General features: G+C 66.0%; 15 protein-coding genes and 1 tRNA gene. All 16 read left to right on the top strand.

The genetic code is table 11. The annotated features are described in order from the left end of the window. Positions 1-124 precede the first annotated feature (124 nt). On the top strand, positions 125-1858 hold the full coding sequence (locus C1878_RS06050) for a lysylphosphatidylglycerol synthase transmembrane domain-containing protein (RefSeq protein WP_114600801.1): 1734 nt from the start codon (positions 125-127) through the stop codon (positions 1856-1858). Beyond that, positions 1855-3006 carry an ATP-grasp domain-containing protein gene (locus C1878_RS06045; protein ID WP_114600800.1) on the top strand — a complete coding sequence of 384 codons (1152 nt, stop codon included), beginning with the start codon at positions 1855-1857 and terminating at the stop codon, positions 3004-3006. The genes C1878_RS06050 and C1878_RS06045 overlap by 4 nt, the downstream gene beginning before the upstream one ends. A 48-nt stretch (positions 3007-3054) precedes the next feature. Next, positions 3055-4350, top strand: coding sequence for a lysylphosphatidylglycerol synthase transmembrane domain-containing protein (locus C1878_RS06040; protein ID WP_241963634.1), 1296 nt, complete (start codon positions 3055-3057; stop codon positions 4348-4350). Positions 4351-4497: 147 nt separating this feature from the next. After that, positions 4498-5976 carry an extracellular solute-binding protein gene (locus tag C1878_RS06035; protein WP_114600799.1) on the top strand — a complete coding sequence of 493 codons (1479 nt, stop codon included), beginning with the start codon at positions 4498-4500 and terminating at the stop codon, positions 5974-5976. A 48-nt stretch (positions 5977-6024) separates the two neighbouring features. Continuing rightward, entirely contained in the window at positions 6025-9096 is a 3072-nt protein-coding gene (locus C1878_RS06030; protein WP_241963633.1) for a GGDEF and EAL domain-containing protein, read from the top strand. Positions 9097-9334: 238 nt separating this feature from the next. Continuing rightward, positions 9335-9772: a PaaI family thioesterase gene (locus C1878_RS06025; protein ID WP_114600798.1), complete on the top strand. Its 438-nt coding sequence runs from the start codon at positions 9335-9337 to the stop codon at positions 9770-9772. A 122-nt stretch (positions 9773-9894) separates the two neighbouring features. Beyond that, positions 9895-9971, top strand: a tRNA-Pro gene (locus C1878_RS06020). A 128-nt stretch (positions 9972-10099) separates the two neighbouring features. Then, entirely contained in the window at positions 10100-10369 is a 270-nt protein-coding gene (tatA, locus tag C1878_RS06015; protein WP_114600797.1) for a twin-arginine translocase TatA/TatE family subunit, read from the top strand. A gap of 174 nt (positions 10370-10543) precedes the next feature. Next, complete coding sequence (gene greA / locus C1878_RS06010; protein ID WP_114600796.1) at positions 10544-11014, top strand: transcription elongation factor GreA; 471 nt, start codon at positions 10544-10546, stop codon at positions 11012-11014. Between the two features lie 256 nt (positions 11015-11270). Next, positions 11271-13253, top strand: a complete 1983-nt coding sequence (gene lysS, locus C1878_RS06005) for a lysine--tRNA ligase (protein ID WP_114600795.1) — start codon at positions 11271-11273, stop codon at positions 13251-13253. A 189-nt stretch (positions 13254-13442) separates the two neighbouring features. Further along, positions 13443-15596, top strand: coding sequence for a lectin like domain-containing protein (locus tag C1878_RS06000; RefSeq protein WP_114600794.1), 2154 nt, complete (start codon positions 13443-13445; stop codon positions 15594-15596). Positions 15597-15963: 367 nt separating this feature from the next. Continuing rightward, positions 15964-18528 carry an ATP-dependent Clp protease ATP-binding subunit gene (locus C1878_RS05995; protein WP_114600793.1) on the top strand — a complete coding sequence of 855 codons (2565 nt, stop codon included), beginning with the start codon at positions 15964-15966 and terminating at the stop codon, positions 18526-18528. 192 nt (positions 18529-18720) lie between these two features. Then, positions 18721-19665: a serine O-acetyltransferase gene (locus C1878_RS05990; protein WP_114600792.1), complete on the top strand. Its 945-nt coding sequence runs from the start codon at positions 18721-18723 to the stop codon at positions 19663-19665. A 69-nt stretch (positions 19666-19734) separates the two neighbouring features. Beyond that, positions 19735-20577: a 2-C-methyl-D-erythritol 4-phosphate cytidylyltransferase gene (ispD, locus tag C1878_RS05985; protein ID WP_114600791.1), complete on the top strand. Its 843-nt coding sequence runs from the start codon at positions 19735-19737 to the stop codon at positions 20575-20577. Further along, positions 20574-21077, top strand: a complete 504-nt coding sequence (gene ispF / locus C1878_RS05980; protein WP_114600790.1) for a 2-C-methyl-D-erythritol 2,4-cyclodiphosphate synthase — start codon at positions 20574-20576, stop codon at positions 21075-21077. Before ispD ends, ispF begins: the two co-directional genes overlap by 4 nt. Positions 21078-21190: 113 nt before the next feature. After that, positions 21191-22702 carry a cysteine--tRNA ligase gene (gene cysS, locus C1878_RS05975; protein ID WP_114600789.1) on the top strand — a complete coding sequence of 504 codons (1512 nt, stop codon included), beginning with the start codon at positions 21191-21193 and terminating at the stop codon, positions 22700-22702. Positions 22703-23144: the final 442 nt, after the last annotated feature.

Genomic DNA, 23144 nt, shown 5'->3' with positions numbered 1-23144 from the left:
CGCGCAACGCGACCGCCCTTACGGAGCCCACCCCTGCGCCCCGTCGGCCGAGCTGCCCCCTCCGGGTCTTCACAGGCTCGTGCTATACTAACTATTTTAGATACTGTTTGCGGGAAGGGTTCGGTTGAAGAAAGCGCTGCTGCTCGTTCTCGGCATCGTCGCGGTGTGCTTCCTCATCGCGAACGCCGATTATCTGGCGAGCTTCCTCGCCACGCTCCAGACCGGCGCGCTCGTGCCGCTCGTCGTGGCTTGCGTGCTCATGTTGGCACGGCATCTGGTGCAGGCGGCCTCTTACGACGCGGCCTTCGAGGCCGTGGGACACAAGACCGGGTTCTGGCACAACGTCATCCTCATATTCTCGCTCGTGTTCATCAACACGTTCTGCCTGTTCTCGGGCGCCACGGGCGTGGCGTTCATCATCGACGACGCGCATCGCCGAGGCTGCGACGCCGGCCAGTCCACCAGCGGGGCCATCCTCTCGCAGATCGGCTATTTCGCGGCCATCCTCGTCATCTCGGTCATCGGGTTCCTCACCATGCTCGTTTCGGGCTCCATGAACACGCTCTTCCTCATAGGCGGCCTGGCCTTGGCGGCCGTGCTGGTCGTGCTGTCCAGCCTGTTCGTGGCGGGCTACCGCAAGCCGCGCATCCTGTTCCGCGTGTTTCTGGGCGTGGAGGCGCTGGCGAACAAGCTGCTCGGCCTGTTGAAAAAGCATCTGAAGGCGGGCTGGGGGCGCAAGATGGCGACCTCGTTCGTGTCGTCGGCCGGCATCCTGGCGAAGAACCCGCAGGGTACGATGGTCACGGTGGCCTATGCCTCGTTCTCGGCCATCCTCAACATGGCCTGCCTCGTGGCCATCGGCTACGCGTTCGGCTTCGAGCACGTGACCGCGCTCGTGGCGGCGTTCGCCGTGGCGGCCATTTCGGTCATCTTGAGCCCCACGCCGCAGGGCGTGGGCGTGGTGGAGGCGGCCATCGCGGCCATCCTCACGGCGCACGGCTGCTCGCTCGCCACGGCCACGGCTATCGCGCTCGTGTACCGCGGCATCATGTTCTGGATCCCGTTCTGCATCGGCGCCGTGCTGCTGAGCCAATCCGGCTTCTTCGCCGACAAGAAGAATCCCACCGAGGAGCAGCGCCACAAGGACATCGGCTGGATAGCGGGCACGCTCGTTCTCGTGGTGGGCCTGGTGAACTTGGGGTTGGCCCTCATTCCCAAGACGTTCGAGCCGTTCACGGCGCTCACCGAGTGGATCAACATAGGGGGCCTGCTCATAGGCCCGGCGCTCATCGTGGGCAGCGTGGTTCTGGTGGTGCTGGCCGTGGGGCTCATCCTGCGCTTCCGCACGGCGTGGGCGCTCACCGTGTGCGCGCTCGTCTTGCTGGCCGGCGCCGAGTTCCTCTACGTGAACACGTGGCAGGTGGCCGTGGCCGCCGTGGTGCTGGTGGTGTGGCTCTTCTGGAAGCGCGCGGCGTTCGACCGCCCCGTGGTGCTCAAGGGCGACGCCGCCCGCATCGCGCGCGAGTTCCGCGAGAACGTGGCGCGGTTCGACCGGTGGCGCTCCGCGCGCCGCGCCGCCCGCGCCGCGCGGCCGGGCGAGGGCGACGCTGCGGATTCCAGCACCCCCGCGGACACGCACGGCGAGGAGCCGGGGGTGCGGGGCGTTTCGACCAAGGGGCGCTTCGGCATCAGCCTGAGAACCGACCGCCCGCACCGCGTCGCCGCGAAACCGGCGGATCAACCGCGCAAAACAAGTTGGGAACAGCAGGCCGAAAAGGGCGCGCTGCTCATGCGGCAGGTTGAGCGGGAGGGTATACTGGTGGGCGAAACATCTGCTAAGGAGGATCAACCGTCATGATAGTGCTCGACGAGCCGTACGTATCCGAACCCCTGATCGACTGGCTCGAGCAGTCGCAGCACCCCGTGCTGGGCAACGCCGTCGGCCGCGCGCTGGCCGAGGGCGGCCGCCGCCTCAACCTCGTGGACGAGGACGAGGCCACCCGGCGCATCGACGAAGGCGAGCGCGTGTACACGAACTCCGAGAACGCGCTGGCGTGGATCGTGGACAACACGGCCAACGCGCCGCTCGCCCGAGCCATCGACCTGTTCAAGGACAAGGCGGCCATGCGCCGCGCGCTGGCGGGGCTCGACCCCGACCTGTTCTTCAAGACGTGCTCCATCGACGAGCTGTTCAAGCTCGACTTCGGACGCTTGCCCGTGCCGTTCGTGCTCAAGCCCTCCGTGGGCTTCTGCAGCGTGGGCGTGTACGCCATCCAGGACCGCGAGGACTGGGAGCGCGCTCTGGCCGACATTCAGAAGAACGCCTCCAGCTGGCACGAGATGTATCCGGAAAGCGTCATCGGCTCGGGCTCCTTCATCTTGGAGGGCTACGTGGACGGCACCGAGTACGCCCTCGACGCCTACTTCGACGAGCAGGGCCGGGCGCATATCCTGAACGTGCTGCGCCACGACTTCGCCTCGACCGAGGACACGAGCGACCGGATGTACGTGACGAGCGCCGCCATCGTGCGCGACAACGCCCGAACGTTCGTCACGTGGCTCGACCGCGTGAACGCGCTCGTGGGCGCGCGCAACTTCCCCGTGCACGTGGAGGTGCGCGTGGACGACGGGCACGTGTGCCCCATCGAGTTCAACCCGCTGCGCTTCGCGGGGCTCGGCGGCACGGACGTGAGCTACTACGCCTACGGCTACCGCACCTACGAGGCGTTCCTCGAGGGCTCCCAGCCCGATTTCGGCGCCGCGTTCTCCGGCAAGGAGGACAAGGTTTATTCCATGTCGCTGCTGAACCCGCCGGCGGATGCCACGGGCGACGAGCGCTTCGACTACGACGCGCTGCGCGCCCGCTTCTCCCACGTGCTCGAACTGCGCCCCTTCGACGTGAAGCGCATCGGCAACTACGGCTTCCTGTTCTTGGAGACGGATGCCGAAACGGCCGACGAGCTGCGCTTCTTGCAGGGCACCGACCTCTGGGAGTTCCTCCGCTAACGGCGGGGGAGCGCGGGCTCGATCGATGGGACGAAACGGGGTGGGCCGGTGAAGCTCAGCGTGCGCAACCTGCTCATCGGGCTCGTCATCGTCATCGTGCTCGCCGTGGTGCTGCTGCGCGGCGACCAGCTGGTCGAGCTTGTCGAAACCATGAAGAAGGGCGCGGCCATCCCGCTCATCGCGGCTTTGTGCACGCAGCTGGGCAAGTACTTCGCGCAGAGCTTCGCCTACTCGTTCGCGTTCGAGGCCGTGGACGAGCGCATGGACCCGCGCTCCACGTTGCCGCTCGTGTTCGGCACGTTCTTCATGAACACCATCGCCCCCTCGCTGAACCTGGCGGGCACCACGCTCGTCGTGGACGACGCGCGGCGCCGCGGCATCGCGCCGGGGCGCGCCACGAGCGCGGCTCTGCTCATGCAGATCACCGTCGACTCGGGCTTCGCCACCATCATGCTCATCGGCTTCGCCATCCTCGCGCTCACCGTGGGGCTGTCGCCGCTGTGGTTCTTGCTGGGGCTGTTGGTTATCGCGCTGGTGAGCGTCATGGTGCTCATCCTGGTGCTGGGACGCAAGCGGCCCGCGCTCGTGCTGCGCGCCCTGCGGCCCGTCGAGCGGCTGGTGGACCGCGTCCGCGCGCGCTTCAAGAAGGCCCCGCTCGACCCGTGGGTGGAGCGCGCGGTGGGCTCGTTCTCCGACGCGGCCGGCCTCATCGCGCACAACCCGAAGGCCACGGCCAAGACGTTCGGGTGCTCCATCGTGGCCTCCCTGTGCGAGCTCGCCTGCTTCTCGCTCGTGGGCCTGGGCTTCGGCGTCACGGTGCCCGAGTCCCTCATCTGCGGCTACGTGGTGGCCACCCTGTTCGCCATGATATCCATCACGCCGCAGGGCGTGGGCGTGGTCGAGGCGGCCGTCGTGGTGGCGTTCACGTCGTTCGGCGTGTCCGGCGCGGCGGGCCTGTCCATCGCGCTCGTGTACCGCGGCATCGTGTTCTGGATGCCGTTCCTCATAGGGGCCATCCTCATCCAGACGACGAAGACGTTCAAGCACGAGGCGAAGAAGACCGTGCGCGCCTCCGGCAAGCGCGACCGCATGAGCGTCGCCGAGCGCCAGGCGAAGCGCCTGGACGAGGCCAGGGCCCAGGATGCGCGGCCCGCCGCGCCCTCGGACGTGCGGTCTGCGCGGCCCGACGAGCCCGCCCCTGCGCCCCGCGCCGCAGCGCCGCAGCGCGCCGGGAGCGCGCAGGACGGCCCGCCTGCCGGACCGCCGGCAGACCCCCCTGCCCGCGCGGGGCGGGGGAGCGCTCCCCGGACCCCTCGCAAGCCGGAAGAACCGCTCGGTCGCTGATGGCGCTTTGCCGCGGTCTCTGCACGTCGGCCCTTAAAAACAACGTCAATCAGTGGTTTACGGCGCCGAGAAGGCCCTCTTGCTATAGAATGGCGGAATGGTAGCATTTCAACCGGACGCTGGGTCCGCTTGCAGAACGGGGGACGTATGAAACGCAGAGGAATGATCGGCGCCGTGGCGGCGTTCGCGCTGGCAGGGGTTCTAGCCTGCGCGGGTTGCGGCGGCGGGCAGGGGGCTTCGCCGAACGCGGGCAAGGGATCCTCGCTCGATCCGTCGGATCCCGTGCAGGTGGAGTTGTGGACCTACTACAATGGCACGCAGCAGCAGGCGTTCGAGGATCTCGTCAAGGAGTTCAACGCGGGACGCGGCAAGGACGTGGGCGTCGTGGTCACCAGCTCCAGCCAGGGCGGCGTGAACGACCTCGCGGCCGCCGTCACGGATTCGGCCCAGGAGCTCGTGGGCTCCGCGTCCATGCCCGACGCGTTCCTCTCGTATTCCGACACCGCATCGGTCATCGACGGGCTCGGACGCGTGGCCGACCTTTCCGGGTACCTCACCGACGAGGAGAAGGCCCAGTACGTCGACGACTTCCTGGCCGAAGGCGACATCAACGGCGACGGCGGCCTCAAGGTGTTCCCGGTGGGCAAGTCCACCGAGACGCTGCAGATCAATTTGACCGATTGGCAGAAGTTCGCCGATGCCACGGGCTCTTCGCTCGACGAGCTTTCCACCATCGAGGGCGTCGCGACCGTGGCCCAGCGCTATTACGAGTGGACCGACGCGCAGACGCCGGACGTGGTGGGCGACGGTCGGCCGTTCTTCGGCCGCGACGCGATGGCGAACTACTTCGTCTGCGGCTCGCGACAGCTGGGGCACGACGTGTTCGACATCGAAAACGGCGCGTGCAAGCTCAACCTCGACCGCGTCACCATGAAAACCCTTTGGGACAACTACTACGTGCCTATGGTGCAGGGCTGGTTCTCCGCCGAGGGCAAGTTCCGCTCCGACGCCGTGAAGACGGGCGACCTCATCTGCTACGTGGGGTCGTCCTCGTCGGTGGTGTACTTCCCGAAGACCGTCACGGTCGACGACGCCACGAGCTACCCCATCGAGCTGGCCGCGCTTTCGAACCCCTCGTTCAAGAGCGGAAAGCCGTGCTCGCCGCAGCAGGGCGCCGGCTTCGTGGTGACGAAGTCCGACGAGCGCAAAGAGGCCGCTTGCGTCGAGTTCCTGAAGTGGTTCACCGACAAAGACCAGAACACGGCCTTCTCCATCAGCGCTGGGTACGTGCCCGTGAAGAAGGACGCCCTCACGCTCGACAACCTCGAGACCGCGGCCAAGGCCGTCGAGGGCACGTCGGAGAACTACCTCGTCAACCTGCCGGCCACGCTCGACACCATCGAGGCGGGCGTGTACGCCAATCCGCCGTTCAAAGGCGGCGTCGACGCGCGCGCCGTGCTGGAAAGCTCGCTTTCCGACAAAGCCGTGGCCGATCGCGCCGCCGTGGCGGCCGCCGTCGAGGACGGCGCGGCTCCGGCCGATGCCGTGGCCCCGTACCTGGAAGACGCCGTGTTCGATGCATGGCTCGCCGATTTCACCGCGCAGCTCGAAGCGGCCATCTCCTAGCGTACGTCGCCTTCGCTGGGAGGGCGAGGAAGGAAGAACGACGAGGGAATGACTCCGGCAGTCGGAAAAAAGCGAGGGCACGCTCGGCGGGGGCTGACGTTCAAGGTCCTCGTCGTGGTGCCCTTCTGCATCGCCCTCGCCATTCAGGGGCTGGTGTCCGTGGGCGTGCTCGCGCGCAGCCAGACGCTCGAGCAGATGGAAGTGGACGCCTACGACCTGTTCTCCGAGCGCGTGTCGAGCCGCGCCGGCTACCTTGAGAACGACATGATATTCCGCTGGTCGGATTTCGACGCGGTCGTCGACAGCGTGGGGTCCCGCATCGTCGACGTGCTCGCGGCGAGCGGATCCGCGAAGTTCGACGAGGCCCCCGGCTCCAGCCTGTCGCTGGACATCCTCGACGCGTCGGCCGACGACCTGCTGTCGTTCGCGCGTCGCGCCGAGGTGGACGGCCTCTACCTCGTGCTCGCCAACGCTGGAGGCGCGGCCGACGAAGGCGGTCATTCGGCCCTCTACATCCGCGATTCCAACCCCAAGGTGGAGGTGGCGAACGGGTCGGACCTGCTGCTCGCAGCCTGCCCCATCAGCGTGGCGCGCCGCCTGGGCATCGCGCTCGACAGCCAGTGGTCGGCCACGTTCCCGCTTGCCGCCGAGGGCGAGGACCAAAGCTCGTTCTACTACAAACCGCTTCGCGCGGCCCAGCAGTACCCCGACGCCGATGTGAACGACCTGGGGTATTGGGGCCATCCTGTGGACCTGGGCTGGGCGGGGACTCAGTCCGTCACGTACAGCAAGCCCATCCGGAGCGCGACGGGCGAGGTCGTGGGCGTGCTGGGTGTGGAAGTGCGGCTCGATCGCATAACCGCGTTCTTCCCGTACGGCGAGCTCGGCGCGTCGGGCGCGGGATCCTACCTGTTGGCCGTGACGGGCGAGGAGGGCGGTTTCGCGCGCGAGGGGGGCGCCTCGCCCTTGCCCGGACAGCCGCGCACCTACGACGTGCTCGCGGCCACGGGCGCGTCGCAAAGCCTTTACGTGGACGGAGGATCGTTCGCGGCCGCGCTCGACGACAAGGGACGGATGACGGTTGACGCCGCCGCCGACTCGTCGTCGAGCGCCCGGGCCGGTGCGAGCGCCGCGGAGATCAAGCTCTACAACAGCACGTCGCCGTTCGCCTCGGAGCATTGGGCCCTCGTCGGGCTCGAGCGCGAGGACGAGCTGTTCTCCGCGACCCGCCTGCTTTCCGACAGCTTGGTGAAGGTGTTCGCCGCGTCCATCGTCGTCGGCATGATCATCGCCGTGTTCACGGCCTGGGTGTCGTCGTCGCGCCTGCGCAACCTTATGAAGGAGGTGCGCGCTGCCAGCCCCGACCAGCCCATCGCGTTCACGCCCACCGGCATCGTCGAGGTTGACGAGCTGTCGGACGCCATCGAGTTCATGGGCACCGAGGTGGCTTCGGCGTCGTCGCGCCTATCGCAGGTGCTCAAGCTCTCCGACCGCTCCATCGCCGCGTTCGAGTGCAACCTCGAGACGCGAACGGCCTCGTACACCGACAGCTTCTTCGACACGATGGGCTCCGTGCTCCCTTCGGACGCCGTCCCCCGCCAGGTTGGCGGCGAAGGCGCGGCCGGCGGCACCATGCCGCTCGACGCGTTCGAGGACCTGTTCTCGTCGCTTCGACCCAATTACGAGCAGGAGGCCGAGAACCGCTGGATCGCGTCCGACCGGGACGGTCGCCGCTGGGTGCGCATCGTCTCGGTGTCGAGCTCCGACAGTCTGCGGATTTACGGGCTGGTGGAGGAGACGACCGACGAGATAGCCACGCGCCGCCGCATCGAGCACGAGCGCGACCACGACGTGCTGACGGGCCTGCTGAACCGCCGCGCGTTCGAGCAGTCCGTCACCGAGCGCCTCGCGTGCGACCCTCCTGCGTTCGGCGCCATGCTCATGCTGGACTTGGACAACCTGAAGTACATCAACGACACCTACGGCCACGATTGGGGCGACCACTACATCAAGGCCGCGGCGGACGTCGTCGAGCGCACGTTCGCGGGCGAGGGCTTCTGCGCCCGCATCTCGGGCGACGAGTTCCTCGTGTTCGTGGACCGTTGCGAGAGCGCCGAAGAGGCGACCCGGCTGTTCGACGCCTTCATGCGAGCGCTCGACTCGAGCATGCTCGAGGCGCCCGACACCACGGTGCTCAAGGTGCGCGCGTCGGTGGGCGTGGCATGCTATCCCGAAGACGCCGTCGATTTCGCCCACTTGCGCGAGTACGCGGACTTCGCCATGTACGAGGCCAAGAGCCATCGCAAAGGCGCGCTGCTGCGCTTCGATCCCAAGAGCCACGAGCAGGGGGCGTTCATCCTCAACAACAAGGAGGACCTCAACCACCTGCTGGACGAGAACCTGGTGGACTACCACTTCCAGCCCATCGTCGACGCGCGCATGGGCGAGGTCGCGGCCTACGAGGCGCTCATGCGGCCGCAGATGTCGTCCATCGCGACGCCGGACCGCGTGCTGCTGCTCGCGCGCTCGCAGTCGAAACTCTATCGGGTGGAGCACCTTACGTTCTTCGGTGCCCTGGGGGCCTTCGCGCAGCACGATTGCGCCGGCGACGCCGTGCTGTTCGTGAACAGCATAGCCACGCAGCGCCTGTCCTCCGACGACGAGGTGGAGCTGCAGGAGCGGTTCGGCCCCTTGCTCAAGCGCCTGGTCATCGAGATCACGGAAACCGAGTACAGCCGCGAGATGGCGCTGTACAAGGAGGGCCTCGCGCGGCGCTGGGGCGCGCGGCTCGCCATCGACGACTTCGGCAGCGGCTACAACGGGGAGACGTCGCTTCTCGACTACCATGTCGACTTCGTCAAGCTCGACATGGGCATCGTGCGCGACATCGACCGCATGAAGGACCATCGCGACATCGCACGGAACCTTGTGAGTTACGCGCACGACCGGGGCATCAGGGTCATCGCCGAAGGCGTCGAGACGGAAGAGGAGCTGCGTGCCGTCATCGAGCTCGACGTCGACTACATCCAGGGCTACCTGGTGGGCAAGCCCGCCGCCGCGCCGCCCGTCGTGCCCGAATCGGTGAAGAAGCTCATTCGCTCGCTGGCGGATATCCACTGATCGCGTCAAAAATGTCCCAAAAGGGGTCAGGCGCCTTTTGGGACATTTGGACGTGCGGGCGCGCTTGCGGACAGGTTCGAATCTCTGACCGTCGCCCGTTCGCGGCAACCGCGTCTATACTATGCAGGGCGGGCTGCTGCCCGACCGGCGCGATAAACTACATGAACGCTAGCTGTTCGGCACCGTGTGCCGGTTGCGCTGAACGCGAACCTCGTGATGTTATGCAAAGGAGCATTTCATGGCTTTGACGGACCTGCTGGGAATCGAGGTGGCGTCGGCGAACGACGACCGCGTGGAGGCGGTCATGCCCGTCACCCCCGACCTGCATCAACCGTTCGGCTTCCTGCACGGGGGAGCCACCATCGCGCTTCTGGAGACGGTTGCGAGCGTGGGCGCCGAGCGTCGCGCCGACTTCGACCGCGAACGTCCCTTCGGCGTGGACGTTCACGTACGGCATCGCAAAAGCGCCAAGCACGGCGTGTTGCGCGCCACGGCGGAGCTCGACCGCGAGGAGCCGTCGCGCGCGGGCGGCCGCAAGCAGTTCTGGAACGTGGCGGCCGTGGACGAGGAGGGCGACGTCGTGTCCGAGGGCGTGATCGTCACGAAGATCGTGTCGCTCGAGCGCTTGGCCGAAAAAGAACGAGAGCGCGTCGCCGCGCGGCCGGAATCGGCATAAAGCCCGCCCAACCGGGCGGCGAAGGTGCCGGGCCGGCACAAATCTTCACCATAAGTAGGCACATTTCCTGTTGCAAACGCCGCGGTTGTGCTATCATATCCGTCGCTGCAACAAGCAGCTTACGGGTTGTGGCTCAGCTTGGTAGAGCGCTGCGTTCGGGACGCAGAGGCCGCAGGTTCAAATCCTGTCAACCCGACCAGGTAACTAAAGGGATGTAACTTTCAAGGAGCATCCCTTTTTTGCATAGTGTGTGCTACTCTGACGGGGTTAGAGTGGACGGGGTGTGCGTCCCGTGCGACGCCCCGGACGACAAGCTTGGAGGAACGTATGAAAATCCTGGGTATGGGCATGCCGGAGCTGCTGATAATCCTGGCAGTCATCCTGCTGATCTTCGGGCCGAAGAACCTTCCGAAGCTCGGTGGCGCCATCGGCAAGACCGTCAAGAACCTGCGCGAGGGCATGGGCGGCGGCAAGGCCATCGAGGAAGCCGAGGACGAGGACGAGGAAGTCATCGAAGAGGTCGAGGAAGAGAAGCCGGCCCCCAAGAAGACCACGACCGCGAAGAAGACCACGGCGGCCAAGAAGAAGGCCGAATAGCGCGGCGCAAGCGAATCGGTTCGCGGTATGTGCCCACGGTTCGGCCGGGCGCATACCGCTTTTTTGTATATCGCCCGACGCCTCGTCGGGAGCAACCCACGATCCAACCTATGAAAACCGCACGCTTGGAAACCGAGCGTGCCTGCTGTATGTAATCGGACAGGTGAGACAACCATGGCGAACGACAACTTCATCCTCACGCAGGAGGGCAAGGAAAAGCTCGAGGAGGAACTGCACTACCTCGAGACGGAGAAGCGCGCCGAGATCGGCGAGCGCATCAAGGTCGCGCGCGAGTTCGGCGACATCTCGGAGAACTCCGAGTACGACGACGCGAAGAACGAGCAGGGCATGATGGAGGCGCGCATCGCCGAGATCAGCCGCATCCTCTCCGAAGCCACCGTCGTGAACACCCCGAAGCGCTCGAGCAAGGTGAACATCGGCTCTACGGTGACGGTCGACATGGGCGGCAAAGAGCGCGTGTTCACCATCGTCGGCGGCGCAGAGAGCGACGCGGCGGCGGGCAAGATCAGCAACGAGTCGCCCGTCGGTTCGGCGCTGCTGGGCCACAAGAAGGGCGACAAGGTGGAGACCACGGGGCCGACCGGCCGCGACATCTCCATGACCATCGTCAAAATCGAACATTAGGGTTCCGCCGGCCTGCCGGCCAGCGAAACCTGCCGACGCTGCGGGCCTCTGTGGCACCCCGCCTTGGCGCGCTGACGAAGGCTCACGTACCCAAGGTACGCTTCGCTTTCGCCATCACGCCAAGGCGGGGCACCACAGAGGCCCTCGCTGATTTACTACGCCAACCTGCGCGGTCATTTTCGCGCAAGGCGCGAAGGGTTCGGCCCTGACGGGCGAACCCGAATATGCGGGCTGTACGAGATTGAGGGGCACATACATGAGCGACACCACGAACACCAACCCTGACGCGAACCCCGAGGCGCAGGTCGTCGAAGACGACCCCATCGCGGTGCGCCTGGCAAAGCGCGAGGCGCTGCTGGCGGCGGGCAAGGACCCGTACGGGCATGCTTATCGCTACTCGCATCATCTGGCCGACCTGGCCGAGCAATACGCCCACCTCGAGGACGGCGCGTCCACCGAGGACGAGGTGAAGGTTGCGGGCCGTGTCATGGCCAAGCGCGACCAGGGCAAGCTGGCCTTCCTCGAGCTGCGCGACTCCACGGGCGACATCCAGCTGTTCTGCCGCATCAACGCGCTGGGCGAAGAGGCGTTTGCCGAGCTCAAGGACCTCGATGTGGGCGACTGGATCGGCGTCGAGGGCACCATGATGCGCACGAAGCGCGGACAGCTGTCCGTGTCCGTGGCCTCCTTCGAGCTGCTCAGCAAGTCGCTGCGCCCCCTGCCCGAGAAGTTCCACGGCCTGGCCGACAAGGAGACGCGCTACCGTCAGCGCTACGTCGACCTCGTCATGAACCGCGAGGTGCGCGACACGTTCGAGAAGCGCTTCAAGGTGATCTCCGCCATCCGCCGCTACATGGAGGATCACGGCTACTACGAGGTGGAGACGCCCATCCTGCATCCCATCCTCGGCGGCGCGAACGCGCGTCCCTTCGTCACGCACCACAACGCGCTGGACAAGGACTTCTACCTGCGCATCGCCACCGAGCTGCACCTCAAGCGCCTGCTGGTGGGCGGCTTCGAGAAGGTGTTCGAGATCGGGCGCCAGTTCCGCAACGAGGGCATGGACCCGTACCACAACCCCGAGTTCACCACGATGGAATTCTACCAGGCGTTCAGCGACCTCGAGGGCATGATGGAGCTCACGCAGGGCGTCATCCAGGCGGCCGCGCTCGCCTCCTGCGGCACGACGCAGGTGGAGTACCAGGGCGAACAGGTGGATCTGGGAGGCACGTGGCGCCGCGCCACCATGATCGAGCTGGCCAGCGAAGGAGCCGGCGAGGACGTCAGCTTTCAGCGCACGCGCGACGAGCTCGTCGAAATCCTCGAGCGCAACGGTGGCCATGCCGAGGACGCATGGGGCAAGGGCAAGCTCATCGCCGAGATCTTCGAGGCCGTGGCCGAGGAGAAGCTCATCCAGCCCACGTTCGTCACCGAGCACCCGATCGAGGTGTCGCCGCTGGCCAAGAAGAAGGCGGGCGACCCGAACCTCACCGAGCGCTTCGAGCTGTTCATCTGCGGCCACGAGTACGCCAACGCCTTCGGCGAGCTGAACGACCCGGTCGACCAGGCCGAGCGCTTCCGCGCGCAGGTTGAGGCGAAGGACCTTGGCGACGACGAGGCCATGGGCTACGACGACGATTACGTGCGCGCGCTGGAGTACGGCATGCCGCCGGCGGGCGGCTGCGGCATCGGCATCGACCGCTTGGTCATGCTGCTCACCGACGCCCCGTCCATCCGCGACGTGCTGCTGTTTCCCCACATGAGGGACGAGGCTCCGGCTGGCGGGCGCCCGCGCACCGCTTCGCCGGTCGCAGCCGAGGCGGCTCCCGCTTCGGTGGCCGCACCCATCGACTTCTCGAAGGTGGTCGTCGAGCCGCTGTTCGAGGACGAGGTGGACTTCGACACCTTCAGCAAGTCGGACTTCCGCGCCGTGAAGGTGAAGGAGTGCGTCGCCGTTCCCAAGAGCAAGAAGCTTCTGCAGTTCACGCTCGACGACGGCACGGGCGCCGACCGCGTCATCCTGTCCGGCATCCACGCCTACTACGAGCCGGAGGACCTGGTGGGCCACACGCTCATCGCCATCACGAACCTGCCGCCGCGCAAGATGATGGGCGTCGACTCGTGCGGCATGCTGCTTTCGGCCATCCACGAGGAGGAGGGCGAGAACGGCGAGCCCGAGGAGCGCCTCAACCTCCTGATGGTGGACGACCGCATTCCCGCCGGCGCCAAACTGTACTAGGGCGTCGAGGGGCAAACGAATTCGAACGGGGCCGCCGCCCCGCAAGCTGCTGCGCGGCCCGCGGTCGGTCGCCTATACCGATAATTTTTGTTGTCCATTTGTTGCATATGCTGTTTTAACCTTCGATGGATGGTGAGTTGCACAAGGCCTTTGCGGCTTTTTCGCCGATTTGTGAAGGAGAAGATCAGCATGAGAAACAGGTTGTTGGGCGTTGCGGTTTCGGTTGCGCTTTGCGCGGGGCTCTGCCCCGCACCCGCACTCGCCGCCGAAGCCTCCGCGTTCGACCGCGTGGTCGAACGGTTCGCCGCAAAGGACAGCGCGGCCTTGCAGCGCGTGGACCAGGCGAGCGGCAACATGTCGGCTCTGTTCGATAAGAGCGTGTTCTCATCGGGCATCATGCCGTTTGCAAACGGAGGGGCTTTCCCGGAGAAGTTCGATTTGCGGGACGGAGACAGCAACGGCTTCGGCGAAAGCCTCGTAACGCCGGTTAAGCTGCAAAACCCTTGGAGCACCTGCTGGAGCTTCGGTACGGCGAACGCGGCGGAATCGAGCATCATAGCGGAGTCCGGCTACTACACTGCGGAGAATCTGGATTTGTCGGAGCTTCAGGTGGGTTGGTTCGCCGTCACCGCGCTGCCCGACGACGACGAGTTCTATCCCGCGCAAAGAGGCGAGGGGCGCCATTGGGTTTCGACCACGACGGGGGAGAGCATCGACGACGCCATCGGCAGCTACCGTTTGGACGCGGGCGGCTCCGCCGCCTTGGCGACGTCGGTTTTAGCCAGCGGAACCGGCCCCCTTCTTGAAGAGTACGCGCCCTACAAGGGCAAAGGGGAAATCAAGCAGCCCATGGGGTCGGACAAGTGGTGCTACAGCCCCCAAGACGACTGGTCGCTCGACGACGAAGACCGCTACGCGTACACCTTCGAACTCGAGAACACCTTCGTTCTGCCCGACTCCGCCAACGCGAACCCGGAAGGCGTCGAAGCCATCAAAGGCGAGCTGACGGCAGGGCGCGCGACGACGGCGGCCATCTACGCCGACATGTCGGTGCCGGGGCAGGCGGGCCCCTCCACCTACATCAATCCAGCCTCTTGGGCCCACTACACCTGCGACGAGAATACCGGCATCACCCACTTGGTCAGCATCGTGGGCTGGGACAACGCTTACAGCAGGTACTTGTTCGAGCCCGGCCTTACCACCGACGAGGGCGAGCTTGACGCGCAGTACTTCGTAGACGGAGACGTGACGAAGGAGCTAAACGAACAAGGGCGGGCAATAGCCGACGCCTCCAACCGCATCCCCAGTGTTGACGGCGCATGGATTGTGAAGAACAGTTGGGGGTCGGCCGAGGAGGACTCGCCCAACTGGGGAGATTGGGGCATCGACGGCAGCGGTTACTTCTATCTGTCCTACTGCGACAAAAGCATCTGCATGGTGGAAACGTTCGATTTCGACATAACGGCGAGCGAAGCGGAGATAGAATCCATCATCATCGACCAGCACGACTTCATGACCACCTCCGGATACAACGACATGTTCGCTTCGGAGATAGGCGTCGACGACGTTGCCATGGCGAACGTGTTCACGGCATCTTCCGATCAGATGCTTCGCGCGGTGGGCGTTGCAACCGGCACTCCCGGCACGACGGTTGAGGTGCAGGTCTACCGCTTGAACGAGGGGTTTGAAAGTCCCGTCGACGGCACGCCCGTTTTGGACGTTCCCGAAACTGCGACGTTCGAATACGGCGGGTATCACCGCATAGAGCTCAGGGAGTTCGGCGTGGACGATGACGACTTCGTCATGGAGGAGGGCCAGCCGTATTCCGTCGTGGTCACGCAGCGAGCGGGAGGCGAGGGCGGCAGCTCCTATATGCAAGCAGGCATGGGGAACTCCCTGAACAATCCCTCGCCGGCCTTCTCTCCGTCCGTGGCGGGAGCTGCCAGCTATTCGGTGGGCATCGTCAATCCCGGCGAAAGCTATGCGGGCGCGCGCCGCGGTGCGAACGACGATTACGAATGGGAGGATTGGTCCGACGTCGTCCGATCGATCGAGGCCAGCAGCGAGGGCAAAGTCGAATACGACAACTTCTCCATCAAGGCGTACTCCGACCCCGTGACCATCGAAGAGCCGACGGTGCCCGAAGAGCCAACGGTTCCCGTTGCTCCCGAGGGCCCCGATGGGCCCGCCAACTCCGACGCATCCGCTTCGGACGCGTCCGCGCTCGCTAAAACGGGTGATAGGGCACAGCCCGGTCTTCCGATCTTCCTGATCGAGTTTTCCGCGCTCGGTGCCCTCGCGGCTTTTGCGGCGATGCGCAGAACGGGCAGGTGCCAACGCTGAGCGGCCATGGGCTGTCAACCTGCAAAATCGCAGCTTGGTAGCCCGCAGGCTTCTACTCGGCGATCGATTTCTGGGCGGGCAGCACAAAGACTATCTCGACGGCGCATTCTCCGCCGCCCGGGCGCAACGTCGCTCGGGCGGTTTTTTTCGCGCACGTTTCAAACACTCGTCAAAAGTGAGCACTTTTGGAGGCATCCGGGGGCACGGGGGCGTGTCGGCGAGGGTCGTGATAGGATGGATTGGTCATGACCGCCTGCGCTTGTGGAGCGGACGTGTACGCGGCTATATGCTGTATTGGCACTCTCATAAGAGGAGTGCTAAAATGGCACGGAACCATACGATAGACTCTGCGAGAATAGAGGCTAGCATGTCATTTGAGAAGTTCACCGACAAGGCGCGCAAGGTGCTCGTCCTGGCACAGGACGAAGCCCGCTCGCTTCATCAGCCCTACGTGGGCACCGAGCATATCCTGCTCGGCCTTATACAAGAGAAGGACGGCCTGGCGGCCCAGGCCCTCGACCGCCTGAACGTGAAGTACGACGGAGTCGTGCAGGCCATCCGCCAAGTGGTGGCCATCGACGAGGACACCGACGTGTCCGGGCACCTGTCCTTCACCCCGCGCGTCAAGCGCGTGCTGGAGAACTCCCTGCGCGAGGCCATGCAGATGGGCCAATCCTACATATCCACCGAGCATTTGCTGCTGGGCATCGTGCGCGAGGGCGACGGCACGGCGCTCGAGGTGCTCACGCGCCTGGGCGTGTCCGGCGACGACGTGCGCAGCGCGCTGAACGACCTGGTGGGCCAGAGCCCCGTGTACGCCGGCCGCAACGCGTTCGACCCCCAGGGCAACGCGTCGGACAGCGTGCTGAAGGAGTTCGGCACCGACCTCACGAAGAAGGCGCGCGACGGCAAGCTCGACCCGGTCATCGGCCGCGCGGGCGAGATCGAGCGCGTCATGCAGGTGCTCTCCCGCCGCCAGAAGAACAACCCGCTGCTCATCGGCGAGCCCGGCGTGGGCAAGACGGCCGTGGCCGAAGGCCTGGCGCAGCTCATCGTGTCGAACCAGGTGCCGGACATCCTGCGCGACAAGCGTCTGTTCACGCTCGACGTGTCCGCGCTCGTGGCGGGCTCGAAGTACCGCGGCGAGTTCGAGGAGCGCTTGAAGAAGTGCATCAAGGAGGTCATGGACGCGGGCGACATCATCCTGTTCATCGACGAGATGCACACGCTCATCGGCGCGGGCTCGGCCGAGGGCTCCATCGACGCCGCCGCCATCCTGAAGCCGCCGCTGTCCCGCGGCGAGATCCAGGTCATCGGCGCCACCACCATCGACGAGTACCGCAAGCACCTGGAGAAGGACTCCGCGCTCGAGCGTCGCTTCCAGCCCATCACCGTGGGCGAGCCGAACGAGGAGCAGGCGCTGCGCATCATGGAGGGCCTGCGCGACCGCTACGAGGCGCACCACCAGGTGCACTTCACCGACGAGGCGCTGCAGGCGGCCGTGACGCTGGCCGATCGCTACATCCAGGACCGCTACCTGCCCGACAAGGCCATCGACGTGCTCGACGAGGCCGGCGCCCGCATGCGCATCCGCAACATGACGTTGCCGAAGGAGTTGCGCGAGCTGGACGAGGAGCTGCGCAAGCTCCGCGGCGAGAAGGACAGCGCCATCGCGGCGCAGGACTTCGAGCGCGCCGCCCAGCTGCGCGACGAGGAGGCCAAGCTCAAGGAGAAGCGGCAGCAGGCCGAGAAGGACTGGGAGGAGAACGCCCAGAAGACCATCCAGCAGGTCACGGTGGAGGACATCGCCGACGTGGTGTCCATGACCACGGGCGTGCCCGTGAGCAACCTCACCGAGGCCGAGACCGAGAAGCTGCTGCGCATGGAAAGCGTGCTGCACGAGCGCGTGATCGGCCAGGAAGAGGCCGTCACGGCGCTGTCGAAGGCCATCCGCCGCTCGCGTTCGGGGCTCAAGGACCCGAAGCGCCCCGCCGGCTCGTTCATCTTCCTGGGCCCCTCGGGCGTGGGCAAGACGGAGCTGTCGAAGGCGCTGGCCGAGTTCCTGTTCAACTCCGAGGACGCGCTGCTTTCGTTCGATATGTCGGAGTACATGGAGAAGCACAGTGTGTCGCGCCTCGTGGGCTCGCCCCCGGGCTACGTGGGCTTCGACGAGGGCGGCCAGCTGACGAAGGCCGTGCGCCAGCGCCCCTACTCGGTCGTGCTGTTCGACGAGATCGAGAAGGCGCACCCCGACGTGTTCAACATCCTGCTCCAGATCCTGGAGGAGGGCCGCTTGACGGACGCGCAGGGCCGCACGGTCGACTTCCGCAACACGGTCATCATCATGACGTCGAACGTGGGAGCGCGCGAGATCGCGCAACCCACCACGCTGGGCTTCTCCACTGAGGAGCACGCGGGCCTCTCCGACAAGGAGATCAAGAGCCGCGTCATGTCCGAGATGAAGAAGCTGTTCAGGCCCGAGTTCCTGAACCGCATCGACGAGATCATCGTGTTCAAGAGCCTGAACGACGAGCAGATCGCCGAGATCGTGAAGCTCATGGTGGCCGATTTGCGCGAGCGTCTGATCGCGCAGAACATGTCCATCAACCTGACCGACGCTGCGTGCAAGCTCGTGGCGAAGGAGGGCACCGACGCCACGTTCGGCGCGCGCCCGTTGCGTCGCGCCATCCAGCGTTTGCTGGAGGACCCGCTGTCCGAGGAGATCCTCGAGGGCAAGTGGGCCAGCGGCTCCATCATCGACGTGGACGCGGTGGACGGCGAGCTGGTGTTCACCCAGGGTTCGGGGGCTATCCCGGAGCCTCGGAAACGCGACAGCATAGCACGGGACGCCGAACTGCTGCTGACGAACTACGACTTGGGCCATGCCGGCGTGAGCAGCGGCGGCTCCATGTCGGGCGGCGCGTCCGACTAGCTTCGCCTCTTTGATCGCCCCTGCTCCTTGGGTTGGGAACCGAAGCCCGAGGAGCAGGGGTTTCTTATGCCCTGAGCTCACATTTGTCGTATACTGGGCACGTCGCAAGCCGACCGAAGGGCAGCCGTGCCGGCGCGCGAGGGCGGGGCGCGCTGCGGGAGGCGCAGCGGACAACCGATTCCAGGAGGTTCCATGTTCGGAGACAACCTCGATCGCATCGTGAAAAGCATCGAGAAGAACTACGAGGCCGACGAGATATTCTTCACGAAGCCCGGACGGCGGTTTCCCAGCCGCTCGGCCGTGAAGAGCGTGATCAAAGACTTGCGCCGGGTGCTGTTCCCGGGTTACTTCGGCGAGGAGATGCTGACGCCGTCCACCAGCCCGGAGTACTTCATCGGCGAGACGCTCATCCAGATCGAGCGGGTGCTGCGCGAGCAGATCGTCCTCGCCATGACGTACACCTCCGACGATCGCGAAGCCGCGGAGGCCGATCCGGCGCGCCACCTGTGCGGCGGCACCACGCCCGAGCACATCTGCGAGCGCGCCTCGGAAGTGTGCACGGTGTTCTTCGACGAGCTTCCCAGCATACAGCGGGTGCTGCTCACCGACGTGCAGGCTCTGTACGACGGCGATCCGGCGGCCGGGTCGAAGGAGGAGGTCATCTTCTCGTACCCCGGCCTGTACGCCATCTACGTGTACCGCATCGCGCACGTGCTCTACGAGCAGAACGTGCCCATCATCCCGCGCATCATGACCGAGCTGGCGCACAGCGGCACGGGCATCGACATCGGCGCCGGCGCCCAGATCGGCGAGTACTTCTTCATCGATCACGGTACGGGCGTGGTCATCGGCGAGACCACCGTCATCGGCGACCACGTGAAGCTGTACCAGGGCGTCACGCTGGGCGCCCTGTCCACGCGCGGCGGGCAGCGGCTTGCCGGGGTGAAGCGCCATCCCACCATCGAGGACGACGTGACCATCTACTCCAACGCCTCGGTTCTGGGCGGGGAAACGGTGATCGGGGCCGGGTCGGTCATCGCGGGTTCGGCGTTCGTCACCTCGTCGGTGCCGCCCCACTCCCGCGTGTCGTTGAAGGCGCAGGAGATCAGCGTCCGCCAGCCGGACGAGCGGGACTAGGGCCCTTCGGAGGCTTCCGAGGGGCGCGCGGCAATGGAAGAGCGACAAAAGGCGGGAAGAGGGATCTTGATGACACAGACAATAGACCCGGTGTTCTCATCGGCGGTGCTGCGGGCACCGGAGCTCGCGGAGGACGCCCTCGACATCGACACGCTGGCGCAGTCTTTGCACGGACTGAAGGGCGAGGTCGACAAGAACCCCCGGACGGCGGCCATCATCTTGGCGGGAGGCACGGGGGAGCGCTTCGGCAAGGAGGGCGGCAAGCAGCTGGTGGAGATAGCCGGCAAGCCCATCCTCACGTGGTCGGCCGAGGCGTTCGACGCGGTGGGCGACATCGGCCTCATCGTCATCGTGTGCCCCGACGAACGCTGCGACGAGTACCTCAAGAAGGCCATCGATCCGTTCCCATTCGTCACGCCCGTCGTGGTTGCGCCTTCGGGCCCCAGCCGGCAGGAGTCGGCGTTCTCGGGGCTCGAGTTCGTGCCGGACGAGTACGACTACGTCATCCTGCACGACGGCGCCCGGCCGCTCATCTCGCCCGAGCTCATCGGCCACGCCATCGCCACGCTCAAGGGCAACATCGACTGCGACGGCGCCGTGGTGGCCCATCCGGCCGTGGACACGCTCAAGGTGGTGGAGAACGGCGTGATCGTGGGCACCCCCGACCGCCGCGTGTTCTGGAACGCCCAAACGCCGCAGGTGTTCCGTGCCGGCATCTACCGTCGCGCGCACGCCTCGGCGCTCTCGGACGGCTTCGTGGGCACGGACGACTCGTCGCTCATCGAGCGGCTGGGCGGTCGCGTGCTCGTGGTCGAGGGCAAGCGCGACAACATCAAGCTCACCGTGCCCGAGGACTACCTCATGCTGGCCGCCGCCGTGCGTGCCATCTACCTGAAGGACCTCGAGCAGTGAGCGGCTCGTTCGATCCCGCCGGCCTGCGCATCGGGCAGGGCTATGACGTGCACGCGTTCGCCGAGGGGCGCAAGCTCATCCTGGGCGGGGTGGACATTCCCCATGCGCGCGGCCTGCTGGGCCATTCCGACGCCGACGTGCTGGCGCACGCCGTGTCCGACGCGCTGCTCGGCGCCATCCGCGGCGGCGACATCGGCAAGCTTTTCCCCGACACCGACCCCGCCTACGAAGGCGCCGACTCGCTCAAGCTGCTGGCCGCCGTGGCGGCCAAGGTGCGCGAGGAGGGCTACCGCATCCTCGACGTCGATTCCGTCATCGCCGCACAGGCCCCCAAGCTCTCGCCGCACCGCGACGCCATGCGCGCGAACCTGGCCGCCGCCATGGGCGTTTCCGCGGACAACGTGGGCGTGAAGGCCACCACCACCGAGCACCTGGGGTTCGAGGGCCGCGAGGAGGGCATCTCCGCCACGGCCGTGTGCCTGCTGTGCCGAGGCAAGTAGCACCGACCCGGCCCGAGAGGGCCGAAGGGTCGGCGCTCATGTGCTACAATCTACGGTCGAAACGCATCGTCGCGCGAGCGCGGCGCAAGGGCTAAGCAGGATTCGAGGACGCCATGATAAGGCTCTACAACACCAAGACGCGCAGCAAGGTCGACTTCGAGACGAAGGAACGCGGCAAGGTGGGCATGTACGTGTGCGGCCCCACCGTGTACAACTACATCCACATCGGCAACGCGCGCACGTTCATCTCGTTCGACGTCATCCGCCGCTACCTCATGTGGCGCGGCTTCGACGTGACGTTCGTGCAGAACGTCACCGACGTGGACGACAAGATCATCGGCAAGGCGAACGAAGAGGGCCGCAGCGCGGCCGAGGTGGCCGCCGAGTACACCGAGGCGTTCATCGAAGACATGCATGCGGCCGGGGTGCTCGACCCCGACATCCGCCCGAAGGCCACGGAGGAAATACCTTCCATGATCGAGCTCATCCAGGAGCTCGTCGACGGCGGGCACGCCTACGAGGTGGACGGCGACGTGTACTTCAGCGTGCGCTCGTTTCCCGCGTACGGCGAGCTCTCGGGCCGCAACATCGACGAGATGGAGTGCGGGCATCGCGAGCTGCGCGCCGACGGCAAGGGCATCGAGGACCGCAAGCGCGACCCGCTCGACTTCGCGCTGTGGAAGGCCGCCAAGCCCGGCGAGCCGGCGTGGGAATCGCCCTGGGGCCAGGGACGTCCCGGCTGGCACATCGAGTGCTCGGCCATGTCGCGCAAGTACCTGGGCCTGCCGTTCGACATCCACGGCGGCGGCGGCGATCTGGTGTTCCCGCACCATGAGAACGAGCGCGCCCAGAGCGAGGCCGCCTGCGGCTGCACGTTCGCGAACTACTGGATGCACGGGGGCATGCTGCAGATCAATTCCGAGAAGATGAGCAAGTCGCTGGGCAACTTCAAGCTGCTGCGCGACGTGCTGAAGACCACCGATCCGGCCGTGCTGCGCTTCCTCATGCTGCAGACGCACTACCGCAGCCCGCTCGATTTCTCCGAGGACCGCCTGGCCGAGGCGGGCGCCGCGCTCGGACGCATCAAGAACGCCGTGAAGAACCTGGACTGGCTGCTGGAGAACGCCCAGGACATCCCCTCGCCGCTCGATCTGCGTGCGTTCATGGACCGCACGCGCGAGGCCAAGATGGCGTTCATCCTGGCCATGGACGACGACTTCAACACGTGCAAGGCGCTCGGTGCGGTGTTCGACTTCATCGCCGACGTGAACGCCCAGACGGCGGGCAAGACGCTTTCCCTGTCCGACGTGCCGCCCGTGCGCGACGCGCGCGACTTGGTGGTGGACTTGCTGGGCGTGTTCGGCGTCGACGTGGTCGCCGGCGAAGCGGCTGCGGAGGGCGAGGGCGAAGGGTACCCGCCCGAGGTCGTGGCGCTGGCCGCCGAGGTGGCCGGCTACGACGGGGCGAGCGCGTCCGAGGCTGTGGACGCCCTGCTGGCTGCCCGCACCGAAGCCCGCGCCGCCAAGGACTGGGCCCGTGCCGACGCCGTGCGCGACGGCCTCGGCGCCCTGGGCTTCGTGATCGAGGACACCCCGCAGGGGGCCCGCGTCAGCTACGAGGGTTAGCGGACTCGAATCCCGTTTGGGATGGGTGCGGGTTTTCGAAGGGGCTGCGTCAAAAGTCCCTGTTGAGAGAGGGCTGGAACCCGTTGCGGGCTCCAGCCCTTTTGCCCTCGGAGGCGAAACGCGTGCGGGTTCTACGCCGCAACCGCAGGTATGGGTGGGCTTCGTGCGCGAAATCGACCTGGGGAGTCACAAAAATCCCCTGTGAAGCCCATCGGGCGCGCGCAAGCGAGAATTTCGTGCTTGTTAGGGAATGCCTGCTCAGTGGATCGGGTCGACGGGCGAGCGTGTCGAGGGTCTCCTGATCTCCGCTTTCGACCGGCAAAACCGGCTGAGATCGCTTCACGGGGGGGGGGGGTGTTTCTATAGTTTTGTCAACTCATCTTTTCACGCTTTCCTAGAGAAGCAGGGCATGCTACCGCCAGCCCTGGGATAGGGCCTATTG

The organism is Gordonibacter sp. 28C (assembly GCF_003339845.1).
In the GTDB taxonomy this organism is placed as follows: Bacteria; Actinomycetota; Coriobacteriia; order Coriobacteriales; family Eggerthellaceae; genus Gordonibacter.
The sequence above is the reverse complement of the archived record's forward strand: the minus strand, read 5'-3'. Positions and strand labels throughout refer to the sequence as shown.